Here is a 14,462-nt window from a genome sequence, read left to right on the forward strand (position 1 = left end):
GATTTGTATGAGAATCTCCTTTATTAACGAGGCTAGATTGCTTCGTTCCTCGCAATGACTGCGTAAGAAAACCCTTTTTATCACAACAATACGCAACAACATACAACATCCCGAAAAACTTCTTATACCGAACTCACGTTATTTATTTCATATTCAATTGCGTGAATGATTTCTGCTTGATGTTCTGTATATTCAGGATGAACCCTCCCTTCACAACAAAGTTTATAATTTCCCCAATCTGATCGATCCGTGGCTTTTAAGTGCGCAAAAGATGTTATGCCAGCTAAAAACCAAAAAATGGTGAGCATCTTTTTATGCATCATGATCCGCTTTATTACGACTGTTATACCTTTTCTGGCATTAAAACATGAATAAAACGGAAAATGCAATCTGTTACATCAAAACAATATGACAAACCTTTAAAGGAAACGGCACAGCATAATGTATCGATGAGGCTCAATATGCGTGTCGATCCTATACGAAAGGTCTCAATAAGTTACTCGCCAATACGAGTTTTTGAGCTTCCGGGTAGGATATAAAAACAAAGAAAATTTGATTACTTATGGAAAATTTTGCTATCGTTATAAAGAACAATATTGATTACCTTACTTGGAAAAAGGTCCATAGATATGCTTGTAAAATCGAGCGAATCAAAAAATAGTGCCGCCCCGTTACTGACGTTTTCTGGAAATATTTTTATTTTTCATGCGTTTGATATTGGGGAAGAGATCAACTTAGAACTGGTCAAAAGTAGGAGTACAATCCTACAGCGACCATACATTCCACCAAAATACTTTAAAAATTATCACATTCCGCTTTCTGTAGAACTCCCTCATCCTCATGCCACTTCAAATTGCGTTAATGCAAAAATCCACAACTTTGGCGCCTTATCTTTAACCTATCAAATACCGTTTGATGATACTCTAGAGGATATACGAGCGAATCTGCAGGAAATCGGTTATAAATACCAAGAGCAAAGCGTTATCGATGCGCATACCCTATTTAAAAAAATAAAACCAAGCATCATAAAGCCACACTTTTTTTACACAAAATCATCATATTTTGTGATACAATTAGATCCACAAATTGGTCTTGATGGCAACACGCTCAAAGAAAAATACGGCAGCATTATCGCATCTTCACTGCGCTTTGAAACCAGTTCATTATCTGAATATCAAAAAAATCAGATCTTAGAAGCGTCTTTAGGATATTTCAAAGGTGATTTGACCGTTATTGATACAGAATCAGCACTCGTCTATGATCGAGAGTATGAAGAACTTTTAGACTTTTTTGAATTTGGCAATATTCAGCAACTAGAACTCCGCTATTTTGATCGCCTTCTTGATCAGCAGCTCAATCTCATTTACGAAGAAAAAACAGGTAAAGTTCCTTTAAAATCATACCTGCCCTTTCTCGGAACCCTTTCAACAAGTCCAATCGATGAGCTCGGAAAACTGAAAGCTGATATTTCGGTGATTACTGAACGGCTTAGTAGCAGTATAAAAATTGTTGGTGACCCTTATTTTTCTGAACTGTATGCAACGTTAGAAAACCAACTTGATATTGAAAACCTTAAGGCAACCATTGAAAAAAAATTGGCGATCGTCCATGATATCCGATCTGTCTGGCAACACAAAGTAGATGCTATACGAGAGGATCTACTCACCGTACTGATCATCATACTTATTTTAATAGAACTACTGGTAGCAGTAACTCATAAGTAAAAAAGGGCTGCATAGTATTGCAGCCCCCTTTGCTTCATCTCATTTCTTATTGTATGTATTTATTCTTCATCGCTGTCATAGTACACCTGCATTTCCTGCTGCTGTCTAACGACGTGTGCTCTCTCTTGTTTCTCTCTTTTCTTATTTTCAGCCTTGATTTCCTCCGCCCGAACAATAGCTTCTACTTCTTGCTGAGCACGAGCTTCTACGTTCTTTCGCTTTTGTTTTTTATCTAACTGCGCCTGCGCTCTATGAAGTTTTCTTCTTTGTGCATGTGAAAAGTTGGCAAAGTCGGCCGATTCAATTCCCATAACAACCGCTCTTGGCCGCATCTGTTGACGAAGTGCTGCTCCTTCTTGATGTCGTTTTTGTCTCTCTAATCGAAGAACTCTCTCATGCATCATTTTTGAATAACCAGCCGCAGCGCACATGCGTGATGGCATTATCATGCTCGCGGATAATAAGATTACAAAAAATAATCGTTGCATAGACATCCTTTGAAAATAGCGGTGTATATACATTAATTACTGTACGTCATCATAAATAATCAGCTACGTCTTGTTCAATAAGCCGTTGTTGCGCCTGTTTTTGTTGCATCTTTGCTTCCGCTGGTGTTAACGCAGGCACAGCAAACAATGGTTCCTGCGGTAATAGCACTCGTCGCGCTTGCTGAGATTTCGAACCCTGATAGCTTTTTCTTGATTGCTCGAGTCGCTCCTGCCTTAACGCAGTTTGCCGCCCTTTCTTACCAAGTAGCGGTTTTTCATCTTGTGCCCTAAGAGCTTGTCGAAATTGTGCTAGTGGGCCTTGAACACATAAACTACGCGATGGTAATATCATGCTTAGACTTAACACGACTGCAAAAAATAACTGCCTCATACATAACCCTTAACTACAGTTGTAATGCGCTTTACAGCACCTAATTCTTTTAGTAACCCTCACCCATCTCATCGCGCAAGCGTTCCTTCCATCCGTGTTTCTTATGAACCTTTCCTTCTGCCTTCAAAAGATGTACTTTCAAATTTTCCTCTGGGTTAAAACGTCTCATTTCTTTTCTTGAGAGAACGACTTTGCGTTTTTGCGCCGGTGGCAGTAGAGCGGCTACAGCAGCCCCTTGACGAGATTCTTGACGAGCTTGTTCCAACACAGTCAACTGCCCACCTGCTTGCCCAGCTGCTCTCGCCATTTTTTCTCGGGCGCACAGACTCAATGATGGCGATCCCACACTCACACATACCATTATCATAAAAAATAATCGTTGCATATCTATCCTTTCACAAAATATATAATGAATAATTACGATGGGACTAAAGTATTACAAACAGAAGATTTGTCAAGGTTGAAATATTACCCCCCTCGTGCCTGGCCATATTATCAATAGAATTATTATACCCTTTGATCTATTTATAACAGGCAATTATACTGTATACAGAGCTTAATTTAGGCATCTTTGGCATATGAGATCAAAAATACAAAGGGTTGATATGAAAAAGACGATTTTAATGGCCTCTTTTCTGGGTTGCACCCTGGCCTTACAGACTCCCTATTTGGATGCCTCTTTCAAAAAAGGTGCGTCTTTTTTTGCGGCCTTTGCAACTGCTGCCACGTACCGTCATTATCAAACGACCATGATTCCTATTGCACCTGAGATCACTGTAGAGAACCTTAATATCATCTCATTCGAACCAACAACTCTCGATGCAACGGTAACCAAAACCAACTCTATGCGTGAAGTAATTACTCAAATTCCGTCGAAAAACCCTATTGATACCGCAATAGCGCTGGAAGATGGGCGTCATTTTACAGTGCGCAACGCCATACCAAAACTAAAAAATCCGACCGACACTATTTTCATCTATTGCCACGGCTGGATAGGCAACTTTCTTGGCCACCCATTGCGCGGTAAAGGGATAGGAGCCGCAGCCACCTATAATTATATTAAAAGAGATATTTTGCAGGGGGTAACCATCGCATTCGATTTTCCTACCGATCGCCCACAATCATTTAACCTTGCACAAGAAGACGATATGGCAACCGTTACGCTCATACTACAAAAAGTTACTGAAATTAATCCAGATGCTCGCATCGTTCTGGTTGGTGATTCACGAGGTGCTGCAACTATTTTAAATGTCATGACTCATGCCGATGCACTGGTTGTTAAAAATGTATCAGCTGTCGCTATTGAATGCCCGCCCATCTCGCTTGAACGGGTTGCGCATGATCTTGCATGGCACTTACCGATCATTTCGTCCTTGGTGCATACCTGTGTGCAATATGCCCTACCACGCTACACCCCTGGCGCGCATATCAAGACCGTATTTAATGGACGCCCATTTTCCGCGCATGTACCCATCTTTATCGGCCGAGTGATGTGTGATTCACAAACACATCATGCCGCGATACAGGAAATTGCTGATCATATACAAAAAAGCGGGCATAAACAGGTCTATCTGTATAGCTATACCCCAACATTGCAACAGCAGACACGGCAGCTGGTGTGGCATGCAAAGATGGCACAGATCACAGAATACCAACAGGCAGTGAATGCCTTTTTTAAACGACATAGTCTTCCGCACAACTCTGCTTATGCGGAGCAAGGAATCGCAGCGCTGCTTGAAAGCACGCAGCAATAATAAGCTAATTTTCTCCTCCTCGTAACACTGCACGAGAGAAAGGGGCGTTCATGGTTTTCCATGAACGCCCCTTTCTGTATTAGCATTTGTTAACTGTTATTTGCCATTACGGTGTTCTAATGCCCGCATTGTCTGCCTGGCAGTATGCGCTATAGATCCTACTGGCGCAGAGTGAACTTCTTGTACTTCTTGTATGCGCGGTACTGAACTTTGTCTTCCAATAGCATATTTCGGTGATTGTGGCTCTAGTAATAATTCGCGTACCACTCCCTGCTGCCCAATTTCCCTCCCCTGCCGACCATCTGAAATGAATTTTGTCGCTACAGAAAGAAGAACATCTAGCTTCTGTCCATTTTGTACTGCTTGACGTCTCATGCCATCTTGTCCAAGCAACATTGCTTGTACTCCACCAGCCACACATGCCAGTTGCTTATTTTGATTTCCCATAGATTGTTGTATAAGCGCAAGAGCGTCATTGTGCCCCATTCCTTGTTCTTTCAACAGAGCAAGCGTTTCGTTAAATCCCAGATTTTGGGTTCGAACGCTTGCTAAAATAGATTGAATATCAGTTTGACCCTCTTCCAATCCATTCATTTTAAGAAGAAGCACATTATTTTGCTCTTTGCCTTCCTTTTTATCTTCTTCCCTCTGAAGCGCAAGCGCGTCTTTGTGCTCTTGCAACTGAAGCGCTAGTGATGCTTGATGTTGTTGCAACTGAAGTGCAAGCTCCTCCTTGGCGCCTTCTATTTGTCGCTGCAGCCTTTGGTGATTGCCGTTCATATCCCCCCGCAAGTCATCCAATGCTCCTGCAGCACGGTCAGCCTTAGCATCTACACCCGCAAGCTGGTTCTTAAGGCCCACTCGTTCTTCTTGCGCTCGAGTATTCGCTTGATCTTGCTTCTTTTGCCCATCCATGATCAAGTTCCGAAGTGCTCCGAATTGGCTGAAATAATTCTTTACCGCATACGCAATAGACGCCAACTTTAAATAGTAAAAAATTTTTTCCATTCCCACGATCTTAGACGATGCTTCATGCATAGATTCTGCATGTAATGATCTAAGTCTACTGCGCGTCGGCGCCTTTTTAGTAACCGCGCTTAAGAATGTTGGCGCTATATGACATGCTGCCGCTACCCCGAAACCGGCTGCCGCATGCGGATGATCGGATACAAGTTTCTTTGCTCGCGCTTTAAAAACACTCAAAAGCAGCCCCCTCACGCTTTGCTGACCGCTACAAACTCCCCAAATTAACTCTTTCATACTCATAGGGCTATCAGAACCCGAACTTGCAGAGCTCGCATCAAAAGATTCTTTTGTTTCTTCTACTGCTGATACTGCTGCAGCTCCAGATTCTTCATCACCAGGAAACAAGCTGTTATCCATCGCAACCGCAAACCCGTTTATCAACAACAAACCAAAAATAATTTTTCTTACATTTTGCATAAATCCACCTTCACCTATAATTTTATTAAAAATATTATCACCACATTAAAATCGCTGTACAGGCGGTAATCTTAATGCAGCCATTACACATTGTCAATAAAACAAATAAGGTTCTTGTGAAACCCCGTTGCCATCAAATTACAGGGTTTGGCTCTGCAAAAATGCCCCAGGATCGGCAAAGTATAGAAAGTGCTATCTTTTTATAACCAAATAGAAAATCGGGCGCTTAACGGATATCCGTTAAGCGCCCTTATTTTTTATAAACTTGCTGTATTTTATTTGTCCAAATTTGCCAAGTGAGATATTGCCTGATCTGCACTCTCAACATAGCTAATCTGCCGTTGCGATTGCCCAACTGATATTGCTGGTTGCGCTTGCATTGCAATCATTATTTGTTTAACAACTGCCTCTGGCACACCATCTATCTTGGCTTCAAGTCTTGCTTGCCCATTCTGTTGTCCTTGATGCACTTGCAATAATAGATTTCCAAACTCACGTAAAGCTTGTTGGTTCAACGCTTGATTATCATTCATTTGTAATCCAAGTGCTTTTTGTTCGGCTTGAATATCTCGCGCATGTCCATTTTGCGCTTCTAAAACTTCACCTTTTGCTGCTTCTAGCGCCGCTTTCTGCTCACGAGCTAGTTTTTCACGATCTGCTTCTGCTTTTGCTTCCGCTTCACGCGCTTCTTGAGCATTTCTTTCTGCCAACAGTCTTGCTTCTCCAGCTTTTTCAATTACTAACAATCTCGCCGCTTCGAAATTATCTTTCATCCTCTTCTCCAATGCTGCTAACAGAGCTGCCTGCTGAACTGCAAGATCTTTAACCGCTTTCGCATGCTTGTCACTTTCAGAGTTCATATATCTTCTTAATCCATAGATTCCAGCTACAAATTTTACTACGTAACATGCCTGCTTTACCTGCGTAGGTATGACACGTTTTACGCATGGCAATGTAGGAACAGTATGACACGCTGCCGCCACTGCAAAAGAAGCGGTCGCCAACTTATTTTCTGCTATTGTAGAAATAATGCCCTGTTTTGCCTTGTCTGCAACATAACCCGCCGCATAACCCGCCGCGCCAAAGCTCGGCGTCGCAACCGAAATTGCCCCCAAAACCGATGCCGCAAGAGTAATTGTTCTTATAACTTTCATAGGTAACCTCCATTTATAGCCCTATAGTATTAAAATAATTCCATATAAATATTCTATCAGAAATACTTGGGGCCGCAACTGGGGGTCAAATAGCGTCAAATTGTATAGAAAGGTCTATTTTGTAGCTTGGAGAGAGAGATGGTCTTTGCCGAACTAACGCCAACAAAAAAAGATATCCAAAGCAACGATTCTTCAGCGCTTTGGATATCTTTTTGTCTATTACGTATGATTGTTACGGCATCACACCGCAATCATATAGAGATTATTTTGAACTTGTTTGAATCGATGCCACATCCTCCGGTAAAGTTCCCACTAAAGGCTTAAGCACAAAGGCAAATGGACGCCCTTGCCCAAACAGCCCTTCGTAAAAAATCTCGACCAACGTCTCTTTGTATTCATTTTCAAAGTCTTCATACATAAAATCAGATGGTAGTGCATAACTACCTCCATATGCGCTTTTGACCAATGTACGCGCTCTTTCTAATTCCCCGTCGTGTACATATCGCAGTATACGGATAAAATAATCATCCTCCACGATAGGCTTATGCAATGCTTCCTTTAATGCCGCCTCAGACATACCTAGTGCAATCTCTCCGTGCCCCATTTTTTCTATGCCTTTATTTATTATTTTACGCAAATTCCTACGAGTTCCTGTAGAATGCTCTAATTGAAGTACAACAAATAAAGGCTTCATGAGAGCATCAATAGCTTTTCCTATCTCTTGTAGTCGCTTTTGTTTTAAGTCTGAAGTCTCTTGTCCCGTTGTACCTTCAGCACTCTTTTCTAAACTTGGGTTTTTTAAACCTGGAACAAGCCTATAATCTTCTGTTGTCCTTCTGCCATAGTCTGGAGCCTCTTGCGTCCATATAGCTTTAGCTTTTGCGAGAATGTCCCCTTTCGGCTCTTGTAATAAAAAGGTAAACGGGCGTCCCTTACCGAATAGGCATTCATACATAATGGTCGCAATAATTCTACTGAATTCCTTACGATACATCTCAATGTTAAAATCATATCCTATGAACCGCAAAGTAAAGCTACCGCCATGTGCCGTTTTAACAAGATCTAATGCTTCTTCTAATTTCCCGTCATGAAGAAGACGTAATAATTGCGCAAACTCGTATTCTAAAATTGGTTTATCTATAGCTTTATTTATGTTACTGAGTAAATGTGAATCGTCTGCTTTAATAGGCGTATCTCCCAACGCATAATATATGGTATTTTGTATCATTTTGCGTAAATTTCTACGCCCAGCCCTATCATTGGTAGAGTTAAGAGCTGTTAATAGCAGATCTAATAAGAATTCAGTCCGCTTCATTAAGCTCTCTATGGCTTTCCATTTTTTTTGGGTAAATACACGAGCTAGTTTAGCGCTTTCTTCTTGTGACAGCTGCTCTTGCCCAAGCTGCGCAAGCTCTTTTACTTCTTCTGCTGCCTGAGCTTCTCTTTCAGCTTCTGTTTTTGGCCTTTTTCGCATTGATTGTTGTTCTTCTGCTATCGTCCGCTCGGTCCCACGTGGGCGCATGTCCCGACGTTCTTCCCGTGACAGACGCTGCAATACTGCACGATCATTTGGATCAACTGGTAAAGCCATAATTTTCGTCCCAGGATCTACTGATAATGCCGACCGAGGTACTAGCTGCCCTGCCTCCTCTGGGCCTTGTTCCACCTCTACTGGGTCTTCCACTGATAGATTTGCCGCTGCTGCAAAAACTCCATTTGGCATCCCTACATACGCAACGCCAACCATCATTAATAACAGATATTTATATACATTATTCATATACCGTCCCCTCACTTAATTTTTTTATACTATCTTTAACATTAATTCCATGATAACAAACTCGCCCATTCAAAAACAATATCTTATTAACATTTCCAATTCAGACTGAATAATTCAGGGCGCCAAACCCAATAAAAAACCCGCCTTTTTACTGGCGGATCTTCTCATCTCATCTAACAGTTTATCCGAAAATTAATTCATAGATTCAATTTCTGAAAAATCTTGCGGTGATAGGCTTAGTTCATAATATTCTTGACACCCGATCGTCTTAGCGAGCCGCCATTGGCGTGCGTGGCTATCCAGGCTAATAAAGATCTTCATATAAATCTTTCCAACTGGGATTGATTGCTTCTATCAGATATAACTTTTTGTTGCGTGATCCCTCTTTAATTTGCTTTTCTCGTAATATTGCAGATTCCATAGTTGCATGAGGCTCATAGAATACTAATAATTTGCAACCATATTTTTTTGTGAACCCTTCGATTAAACCTTCTTTATGCTCATGTATTCGTTTTACAAGATTAGATGTTACTCCAACATACAGAGTGCCGTTTGTTTTATTCGTAACAATATAAACTATCGGTTGTTTCATAAATATTACCTTATTAACCTGGATCACCACGCACGCCAACGGCGGCTCGTGACGACGATCGGAAATTTCTTGTGCTTATTATAAAAAACCTTTTCAAATACGGGGAGTAATTTTAGGATAAGCACTAAATATGGGTGGTTATCTGGCAACGGTTACCTGCGCTGGGCGAAGGACCTGATCTTTAAACATGTACCCTTTTTGCACCACATCAACGATATTGCCTGACGAAACTCCAGGCGCATCCACAGATGCTATCGCCTCATGAATATCAGGATTAAAAACGGTGCGTTCAGTTATTTCCGTTACCTTTGAAGCGGTAAGCATTTTATGCAATGACGCATGAATCATCTCAAACCCAGTAAGCCATTCCTCATGACCAGCTACTTTTTTTGATTCAGCTATTGCACGATCAAAATCATCCACAATACCGATCAACTGCTTGAAAACCTGTACTTGCGCTGACTGCATCCAGTTTGCCTGATCCCGTTCTTGCCGACGCTTAAAATTTTGAAAGTCTGCTATCGAATGAAGATATTTCTCTTTCCACTCAGCAAGCTGCTGCTGGCAAGCCGCTAGTTCATTACTTGTCTTTTCAGTTTCTGGTGCTGCATCCTGGGAGCAACATCCTGCTTGCTGTTCGGTTACATCATCCATTCCAATGTTATTATCGTGATTATCTAAAGCCATTTCAATCCCCTTGCCTATAAAAATCCATTTTGATATATGGTTTTAGTATAACAAAGCTACAAAAGCGGCTCAAGTAATAGGAAGTTACTCTTTAAAGCTCTTTCATATAATCACCGTAAAAAACGATCTACACGACCCAATTAGATAAAAACCTTCCTTTTTTTCTCTAATTTTTTTATACATAAGTACGTTGACAGTAATACCAGCATCCTAATAAGGTTCCTTTCCATGAAAAAATTAATACGTTTAAGCAGTTTATTAATCATCCAAGCAGCATTCGTTTCCCTGCCTCTTTTTGGTATAGGCGACCTTCATTTTTACCGCGCACAATCAATTTTTACTGAACCCCGTTTTGAAAAAGAGTGGCTTGCTAGTTTTGATGTCACCGCCGGAGGTGGCCGCACCAAACATGCACGCGACTGTTTTGGTCACAAAACCAGTCTACTGAATATCTATGGACTCCACGCAATGCAGCCGCTCGGTAACGGAGTGCCAAAAGATCCCAATAGTGTTACCGATATAATCTTGACTAACCTTGCACAAATTCCTGCGACCAATAATTTTGGGAAACTCCTTTTTACAGGCAGTTTTTCTTTCCAAGAATTTAACCTTTCTTATATTCAAAATTTTGCGTACGGTTTTTTTGCTGGCGCAGAACTTCCGATCAAACGACTTAAATTAAGTGATATCGATTTTAGAGATTGCACGCAAACGGCATGTTGTCCAAATAACAGCATCCCACAATGGCAGGATTTTTTAGACTCATTTGATCGCATTTTACAAGCACACAGTCTGTATATCTGTCCTGTTAAAAAAACCGGTGTTGGAGATCTAATAGTCTATACCGGTTGGACCGTGAACTACCAAGGAACTGAAATCATTGATTTCATTGATGGAACTTTAAAACTGGGTGTTAACATCCCAACCTCATCAACAAAAAGCGAATCCAGCATATTTGATATCCCCCTTGGATATGATAAACACGCGGGCATTATAACAACGTTTGATAGCTCTTTTGGCGCCTACGATTGGCTCACCATGGGCGGACATATCGAAGCACTCATTTTCTTCAGTAAGCAAAAAGATCTGCATATGAAAACAGATCTTCGCCAAAACGGATTTATCAAATTGGCACAAGGCGCTGCCAACGTCCACAAAGGCCCCATCTGGCGTCTTGGCGTATATAGCCGTGCCGATCATGTGGTACGGGGCTTTTCATGTACTCTTGCATATTCCTACACACGAGCAAATCCAGATAAAGTAATCCCTTGTGATACAAAACTATTCGATGCAGCAATCGTCAATTCTGATGAAGAGTTTCAGGGATGGAATATGCATACGCTCCACTTTACCGCTGAATATGATTTCACCACAGAATGTATGCGCGTCGGCCCGCGTCTCGGCATATTTTACAACGTACAAGTTGGTGGACAACGAACATTTGACGCAGATTTAGGCGGTGCAATGTTTGGCGTAGATGTTTCGATTTGCTTTTAGGTAACCAAGAAAATAACTCCTTTTTTTGCGACGCCCGTAATAATCCCTCTTGCTATTCACCTTGAGATGCACTTTGAGGTGTACTGGCACTTTGTAATAAACGCGTTTGCTTTTGCTGCGCTACAAGAAGATTAAAAAGTGTCTCCGCCTTTTTACGACTCTCAGCAACGCCTGTGGTATTAAAACGATGCGTATGCAATTCGTTGTAAACATTCCGTGCAGGACCAAAAGCAAGTTGCACAAGCGATACAACACCCATTGCAGCTGCTGTCTTTTTATAATTTCGTGCACGTGCAGCTGCAGCAGTCAACAATCCTGCTACCCCGAGTAACGGATTACCGAAAATATCTGGACCACCTTCATGCGACGGTGATGCAAAGGAAAAAACAGCTTCTGCAAATGAGCGACGCGCTGGCAAACCAAGCTTCTCTTTTGCATCGATAATGACCTCTTCATGGGCGTATAATAAATTGGAAAATACTACGCCAGGCCGACCATTATTATAAGACCTGATAGTAAAATTATCATGATCGTGCTGCAGCAATGCCAGTGCTGGCAATACCAGGTGATGGAAATAATCGTGCGCAAGAGTACCTTCTGCCGGCACCTGTAATAGTTTTAAATGATCTGCAAGAGTAGTTAATGCTTGTTGAGTTTCAGCGCTCTCTTTTTCTTCTTGCTCACCAGGAATACCGTTTTGATCTTTGGCAGGTTTTAGAGCGTTTGTTAATAAACGATTAATACATGCTACTCGGTCGAGCTCAGGCGACCCATGCGCAAGAAATTCTGTTGCAGCCAGCTCATCACTGCGATTTAATTTTGCTTGTATTTGAGATAATCTACTTTGCAGTTTTGAAGCTCCCTCATCGCCAACATCATGATCATGTGTATTGCCTTGCGGAACCTGCAATAATTTTAGGAACTCTGAAATTACCACTAATTCTTGTTGATTGGCTCCATCTTCTTGCGGCGTAGCCTCCAAGGCTTTTGCAAACAAAGAAGAAACATGCGCTAAAGGATCTTGATCAGGAGCACCGTGAGCAAGATAACTCGCTGCCACTTGCGCATCGGTACGTGTTGGCACTTGCGCGCCGCTAAATGTTCTCTGTATCAGTCCAAGCACCAGCTTACGTTTTTTTGCCCTTTGATTAGAAAGATTAACCTCTGGCTTTGCAAGCTCTACCGCTACATAAGAGATAATATTTTTAAACCCATTTTTCTCAAAATGAGCTCTTTCCTCATCTGAGGCATTACCTAAAGATGCAATGAACGCTTCATAGCTTTTCTCATCTCGCCAGTTATTAAAAAATTCTGCAAACATCGCCGCATGCAGTGACGGTGTAATGATAAACAAACTAATAATGAGCGCAACGGACATGCGAATATTCATACTATTTTCTTCCTCTGCAAACAAAAAGTTATCATTTTTAATTACGCGCAACGGCAGTGTAACACATAAAAAATAACGGTAAAACTTTAGCCTGCCGGTGAAATCGCCATGGGCACAGTTTTATAATAAAAAACCTTATAGATTAGGTGAGCTTGTACTGCCTACATCGTCTATTGATTGATGAGCGATTTACACCAAGAGCGGTTGCAAGAGTTGTTTGATCTTTAAAGTATGCCCATAGTATCGACATGTTTTTTTTGTCTTTAAGAGCAGCTTTACCCAGATGCACAATCTGAGCGATTTCAGTATTATCTTGGCAGTATGCGGGATGATAGCGGGTTTCTGTATACGTTTTAGCACTTATCGTAGGGGGAGTAACATTATGTGTTTTCGGTTGGGTAGTATTGTGCCTAGTATAGGGCGCCAGTGAAACCGGTAATTTTACCAGTTGTGCACACAGATCATCAGAGAGATGATATTTTGCACTGTTATCTTGGCTTTCTGAGCATATAATACGCACGTCACTCGTGTTTGTTTTATTACTTTTAAATGTTGTGTAGGTTCCATAGGCAATAAAATGAGCAAGTAGTTTTTGTACTTCAAAATCTAAAAACTCTGCATTTTGCAGGAACAGGATCCCGGCACCGTCAAGCGTTTCAAGCAGTGGTGGATGCTCTGGCGTAAGACCAAAAATGGGATTAATCCCAAAAATTAATGGGGCGATATCAATAGCGTTGGTTGGTTTAGTAAGGGTTATGGTATGTACTTTTTCTCGTGATGTGATCTGTTGTAACGCGGTGATTGTTGGTGTAATTTCATCTTTTGGTATGGTGAGTAAAATCCCTTTTGGACTATCAATTATTTTTAATAGATTAATTTTAAAATCAATAGTTTCTTTACTCGTTCCCGGTATGAGTTGATTAAGCAGTGCTCCTGATTCAGTCGCTTCTAAATACCAAGCGCCATCGGTATCGGTTGTGCTGGCGTTCATAGTCAGCTGTTGCGTTGTGTCCGGACTTTCTAGTTGATATACCATGATGACGACTTCCTGATTATCTGGTTCAGGTACCGCAATGAGTATTAGTTTTTTATGTTCATCAATTTCAACATAGGTTTTTTGTGGTGCATTATAACTGGCAGCCAGCGTTGTTATTTTTTTAATTGCTTGGGTTATCGGGTGCGCATCGTGCGAGTTGATATTAACGGTAATGAGCGTATGTGCCGTTTGATTACCATGTATAAACCGTTTATTTTTATAAAAAATAAGACCCACATCTTTTTGTTTTAAGTTACGCAACACAGAACGAATATTTTGTTTGTACTGATTCATTTCTGCAGTTTTATGTTGTAATTCAGAATCAAGTTGCTCTTTTATATCATATACATTGTCTTTATTACGGTTTTGTATTAAATGCAAAATCGTTTTAAGATAGCGAGCAAATACAATTATTTCATCCTGCTTGTGGTTACCATACAGACCATTTTTTTGGCGATTAATGATAATATACGCAATCACTATGCCGTGCTGATACACCGGAATAAACATTTCTGCATTAAGAGTT

Annotated in this window: 14 protein-coding genes; 3 read left to right on the plus strand and 11 right to left on the minus strand. The window is 41.0% G+C overall.

Going from position 1 to position 14,462, the window contains the following annotated elements; genetic code table 11:
• Window positions 1-122 precede the first annotated feature (122 nt).
• Window positions 123-323 (minus strand): hypothetical protein, encoded by a 201-nt coding sequence (locus tag VGT41_01875; protein HEV2601023.1) that lies wholly within the window; start codon window positions 321-323, stop codon window positions 123-125.
• A 306-nt stretch (window positions 324-629) separates the two neighbouring features.
• Between VGT41_01875 and VGT41_01880 the strand changes: the two genes are divergently transcribed.
• Complete coding sequence (locus VGT41_01880) at window positions 630-1,724, plus strand: hypothetical protein (protein ID HEV2601024.1); 1,095 nt, start codon at window positions 630-632, stop codon at window positions 1,722-1,724.
• A gap of 59 nt (window positions 1,725-1,783) precedes the next feature.
• Here VGT41_01880 and VGT41_01885 read toward each other — a convergent pair whose 3' ends face one another.
• The 3 genes from VGT41_01885 to VGT41_01895 are packed head-to-tail and all read right to left on the minus strand — an operon-like array spanning window position 1,784 to window position 2,988.
• Window positions 1,784-2,212, minus strand: a complete 429-nt coding sequence (locus tag VGT41_01885; protein ID HEV2601025.1) for a hypothetical protein — start codon at window positions 2,210-2,212, stop codon at window positions 1,784-1,786.
• Between the two features lie 49 nt (window positions 2,213-2,261).
• Window positions 2,262-2,603: a hypothetical protein gene (locus VGT41_01890; GenBank protein ID HEV2601026.1), complete on the minus strand. Its 342-nt coding sequence runs from the start codon at window positions 2,601-2,603 to the stop codon at window positions 2,262-2,264.
• A 49-nt stretch (window positions 2,604-2,652) separates the two neighbouring features.
• Entirely contained in the window at window positions 2,653-2,988 is a 336-nt protein-coding gene (locus VGT41_01895) for a hypothetical protein (GenBank protein HEV2601027.1), read from the minus strand.
• 220 nt (window positions 2,989-3,208) lie between these two features.
• Between VGT41_01895 and VGT41_01900 the strand changes: the two genes are divergently transcribed.
• Window positions 3,209-4,357 (plus strand): cutinase family protein, encoded by a 1,149-nt coding sequence (locus VGT41_01900; protein HEV2601028.1) that lies wholly within the window; start codon window positions 3,209-3,211, stop codon window positions 4,355-4,357.
• 96 nt (window positions 4,358-4,453) lie between these two features.
• Here the strand turns inward: VGT41_01900 and VGT41_01905 are convergent, their stop codons facing one another.
• The 5 genes from VGT41_01905 to VGT41_01925 all read right to left on the minus strand — a co-directional run bounded on the left by VGT41_01905 (window position 4,454) and on the right by VGT41_01925 (window position 10,013).
• On the minus strand, window positions 4,454-5,800 hold the full coding sequence (locus tag VGT41_01905; protein ID HEV2601029.1) for a hypothetical protein: 1,347 nt from the start codon (window positions 5,798-5,800) through the stop codon (window positions 4,454-4,456).
• A 275-nt stretch (window positions 5,801-6,075) separates the two neighbouring features.
• Window positions 6,076-6,954 (minus strand): hypothetical protein, encoded by an 879-nt coding sequence (locus VGT41_01910; GenBank protein HEV2601030.1) that lies wholly within the window; start codon window positions 6,952-6,954, stop codon window positions 6,076-6,078.
• 262 nt (window positions 6,955-7,216) lie between these two features.
• Entirely contained in the window at window positions 7,217-8,734 is a 1,518-nt protein-coding gene (locus tag VGT41_01915) for a hypothetical protein (protein HEV2601031.1), read from the minus strand.
• Between the two features lie 304 nt (window positions 8,735-9,038).
• Window positions 9,039-9,326: a GIY-YIG nuclease family protein gene (locus VGT41_01920; GenBank protein ID HEV2601032.1), complete on the minus strand. Its 288-nt coding sequence runs from the start codon at window positions 9,324-9,326 to the stop codon at window positions 9,039-9,041.
• Between the two features lie 138 nt (window positions 9,327-9,464).
• Window positions 9,465-10,013 carry a nucleotide exchange factor GrpE gene (locus VGT41_01925; protein HEV2601033.1) on the minus strand — a complete coding sequence of 183 codons (549 nt, stop codon included), beginning with the start codon at window positions 10,011-10,013 and terminating at the stop codon, window positions 9,465-9,467.
• A gap of 228 nt (window positions 10,014-10,241) precedes the next feature.
• Here VGT41_01925 and VGT41_01930 point away from each other — a divergent pair, with 228 nt between their 5' ends.
• The gene (locus VGT41_01930; protein ID HEV2601034.1) at window positions 10,242-11,510 is read left to right on the plus strand and encodes a hypothetical protein; all 1,269 of its coding nucleotides are present in this window, start codon (window positions 10,242-10,244) and stop codon (window positions 11,508-11,510) included.
• A 52-nt stretch (window positions 11,511-11,562) separates the two neighbouring features.
• Here the strand turns inward: VGT41_01930 and VGT41_01935 are convergent, their stop codons facing one another.
• Window positions 11,563-12,900 (minus strand): hypothetical protein, encoded by a 1,338-nt coding sequence (locus tag VGT41_01935; GenBank protein HEV2601035.1) that lies wholly within the window; start codon window positions 12,898-12,900, stop codon window positions 11,563-11,565.
• A gap of 142 nt (window positions 12,901-13,042) precedes the next feature.
• Window positions 13,043-14,462: hypothetical protein (locus VGT41_01940; protein ID HEV2601036.1), on the minus strand; the 1,420-nt coding region annotated here is incomplete at its 5' end.

Source organism: Candidatus Babeliales bacterium (assembly GCA_035944115.1).
GTDB lineage: Bacteria > Babelota > Babeliae > Babelales > Vermiphilaceae > DASZBJ01.

Coding starts and splice junctions, on each gene's coding strand:
- VGT41_01875 (HEV2601023.1), bottom strand. CDS start 323: ATGATGCATAAAAAGATGCTCACCATTTTTTGGTTTTTAGCTGGCATA.
- VGT41_01880 (HEV2601024.1), top strand. CDS start 630: ATGCTTGTAAAATCGAGCGAATCAAAAAATAGTGCCGCCCCGTTACTG.
- VGT41_01885 (HEV2601025.1), bottom strand. CDS start 2,212: ATGCAACGATTATTTTTTGTAATCTTATTATCCGCGAGCATGATAATG.
- VGT41_01890 (HEV2601026.1), bottom strand. CDS start 2,603: ATGAGGCAGTTATTTTTTGCAGTCGTGTTAAGTCTAAGCATGATATTA.
- VGT41_01895 (HEV2601027.1), bottom strand. CDS start 2,988: ATGCAACGATTATTTTTTATGATAATGGTATGTGTGAGTGTGGGATCG.
- VGT41_01900 (HEV2601028.1), top strand. CDS start 3,209: ATGAAAAAGACGATTTTAATGGCCTCTTTTCTGGGTTGCACCCTGGCC.
- VGT41_01905 (HEV2601029.1), bottom strand. CDS start 5,800: ATGCAAAATGTAAGAAAAATTATTTTTGGTTTGTTGTTGATAAACGGG.
- VGT41_01910 (HEV2601030.1), bottom strand. CDS start 6,954: ATGAAAGTTATAAGAACAATTACTCTTGCGGCATCGGTTTTGGGGGCA.
- VGT41_01915 (HEV2601031.1), bottom strand. CDS start 8,734: ATGAATAATGTATATAAATATCTGTTATTAATGATGGTTGGCGTTGCG.
- VGT41_01920 (HEV2601032.1), bottom strand. CDS start 9,326: ATGAAACAACCGATAGTTTATATTGTTACGAATAAAACAAACGGCACT.
- VGT41_01925 (HEV2601033.1), bottom strand. CDS start 10,013: ATGGCTTTAGATAATCACGATAATAACATTGGAATGGATGATGTAACC.
- VGT41_01930 (HEV2601034.1), top strand. CDS start 10,242: ATGAAAAAATTAATACGTTTAAGCAGTTTATTAATCATCCAAGCAGCA.
- VGT41_01935 (HEV2601035.1), bottom strand. CDS start 12,900: ATGAATATTCGCATGTCCGTTGCGCTCATTATTAGTTTGTTTATCATT.